We start from the raw sequence: 2,014 nt of genomic DNA on the forward strand, positions 1-2,014 counted from the left end.
CCAGCACCGCGTCCACCGTGCCCTCGCCGCCGTCGGCCATGGGCCGCTGGAGCAGCCGGTGAAAGCCCACTGGGGCTGGCTGGACGACGCCACGGCGGTGATCGAGATGGCGGCCGCCAGCGGCCTGCACTGGGTGCCGGAAGGCCTGCGCGACGCTACCCGCACCACCAGCCGCGGCACTGGTGAGCTGATCCGCGCGGCGCTGGATGCCGGCGCGAAGAAGATCATCATCGGCCTGGGCGGCAGCGCCACCAATGACGGCGGCCTGGGCTTGCTGCAGGCGCTGGGCGTGAGCTTCCTCGATGGCCGGGACAAGGAGCTGGGTGCCGGCGGAGCGCGGCTCGCGGAACTGGAGCGCATCGACCTGTCCGGCCTCGACCCGCGACTGGCCGGAGTCGAGGTCGAAGTGGCCGCCGACGTGAACAATCCCCTCTGCGGCCCCCATGGCGCTTCGGCGGTCTTCGGCCCGCAGAAGGGGGCGAACCCGGCGCAGGTGCAGCAGCTGGACGCCGCGCTCAAGCGCTACGCCGAAGTTGCGGCGCTGGCGCTGGGGCAGGATCACAGCCTGTTCCCAGGTGTCGGTGCGGCGGGTGGGCTGGGCTTCGCCTGCCGGGCCTTTCTCAAGGCGCGCTTCCGCCCGGGCATCGAGTTGATCGCCGAGCTGTCGGAACTGGAGCCGGCGCTGGCCGGCGCGTCGCTGGTCATCACCGGGGAAGGGCGCCTGGACGGCCAGAGCCTGCATGGCAAGACACCGGTGGGCGTGGCCCATGTCGCCCGTCGTGCGGGGGTGCCGGTGATCGCCCTGGCGGGCAGCGTCGGCGACGGACTGGCCGAATTGCGCGAAGCAGGCATCGAGGCGGCGTTCAGCCTGGCGCCGGGGCCCATTACCCTGGCCGATGCCTGCGCACGGGCCGCGCAGGAACTGGAGAACCGCGCCGAGGCCCTGGCGCGCTTCTGGTCGCTGGCTCAGGGCGCGCGGTAGTCGTCGGCGGCGCGCTGCAGCCATTCCGGGAGGTCGCTGCGCTTCACCTTCTCGCGCTTGGCGTCGGCCAGGCGCTGCAACAGATAGATACGTTTCTGCGGATCATCGCCGGCCAGCGACAGCGCCAGGTCGCGGTCCATCCAGCGACGGATGCGCCAGTAGATCCACCAGTGGAAGTACAGGCCGGCGGCGGTGGTGACGACGATGATGAAATAGTCCATGGACGGCTGCTCCTTCTGCGGCCGCAAGGCTAACCCACCGCGCGGCATGAAAAACTGAGTCAGGGCAGGCGTTTTTCGATGAACTGGCACAAACTGTACGAAAGCTGAATCCAGATCAGCTGTTTCACGACCTGGCGTGACAGGCGGGCTGCCGTCGGAGTCTAATAGTCGTAGCCCTACTCGGAGGTTCCCTAATGCGTAAAACTGCCCTGATCGCCGTGACTTTCGCCGCCCTGGCCATGACCCTCGGTGGTTGCCAGTCCAGCCTGACCGGCGACACCTACACCCGTGAAGAAGCACGTACCGTACAGAACGTGCGCATGGGTACCATCCAGGCCCTGCGCCCGGTGAAGATCGAAGGCACCAAGACTCCTATCGGCTCCGTTGCCGGCGCCGCCGTTGGCGGTATTGGCGGCAGCGCCATCGGTGGCGGCAAGGGCAGCTATGTCACCGCCATCATCGGCGCCGTGGCCGGCGGCCTGCTCGGTGCGGCCACCGAAGAAGGCCTGACCCGCACCCAGGGCGTGGAAATCACCGTTCGCGAAGACGACGGCAGCACCCGCGCCTACGTCCAGCAGGTCGACGAAGGCGCCGTGTTCCGTGTCGGCGAGCGCGTGCGCATCCTGACCGTCAACGGTACCAGCCGCGTCTCTCACTGACCGGTAATGGCTGCCCGCCCGTGGCAGCCGGCGAAACCCAGCGGGGGGGGGGGGGGGGGGGGGGGGGGGGGGGGGGGGGGGGGGGGGGGGGGGGGGGGGGGGGGGGGGGGGGGGGGGGGGGGGGGCGGCGGGGGGCGGGGGGGGGTAGGAAT

General features: G+C 70.3%; 3 protein-coding genes. 2 read left to right on the forward strand and 1 reads right to left on the reverse strand.

The genetic code is table 11. The features are described 5' to 3' along the window. Nucleotides 1–982: glycerate kinase (locus tag ACCC94_RS29450; protein ID WP_413353121.1), on the forward strand; the 982-nt coding region annotated here is incomplete at its 5' end. Here the strand turns inward: ACCC94_RS29450 and ACCC94_RS29455 are convergent. Continuing rightward, the gene (locus ACCC94_RS29455) at nt 967–1,203 is read right to left on the reverse strand and encodes a hypothetical protein (RefSeq protein ID WP_413353122.1); all 237 of its coding nucleotides are present in this window, start codon (nt 1,201–1,203) and stop codon (nt 967–969) included. The genes ACCC94_RS29450 and ACCC94_RS29455 overlap by 16 nt on opposite strands. 194 nt (nt 1,204–1,397) lie before the next feature. On the opposite strand from ACCC94_RS29455, the gene ACCC94_RS29460 reads away from it, so the two are divergent. Further along, entirely contained in the window at nt 1,398–1,862 is a 465-nt protein-coding gene (locus ACCC94_RS29460; RefSeq protein WP_024765217.1) for a glycine zipper 2TM domain-containing protein, read from the forward strand. Nucleotides 1,863–2,014: the final 152 nt, after the last annotated feature.

Source organism: Pseudomonas sp. Pseusp97, assembly GCF_047304025.1.
GTDB lineage: Bacteria > Pseudomonadota > Gammaproteobacteria > Pseudomonadales > Pseudomonadaceae > Pseudomonas.

Bases quoted from the DNA above. Each gene is read 5' to 3' on its own strand.
- ACCC94_RS29460 (WP_024765217.1), top strand. From the start codon at position 1,398: ATGCGTAAAACTGCCCTGATCGCCGTGACTTTCGCCGCCCTGGCCATG.
- ACCC94_RS29455 (WP_413353122.1), bottom strand. From the start codon at position 1,203: ATGGACTATTTCATCATCGTCGTCACCACCGCCGCCGGCCTGTACTTC.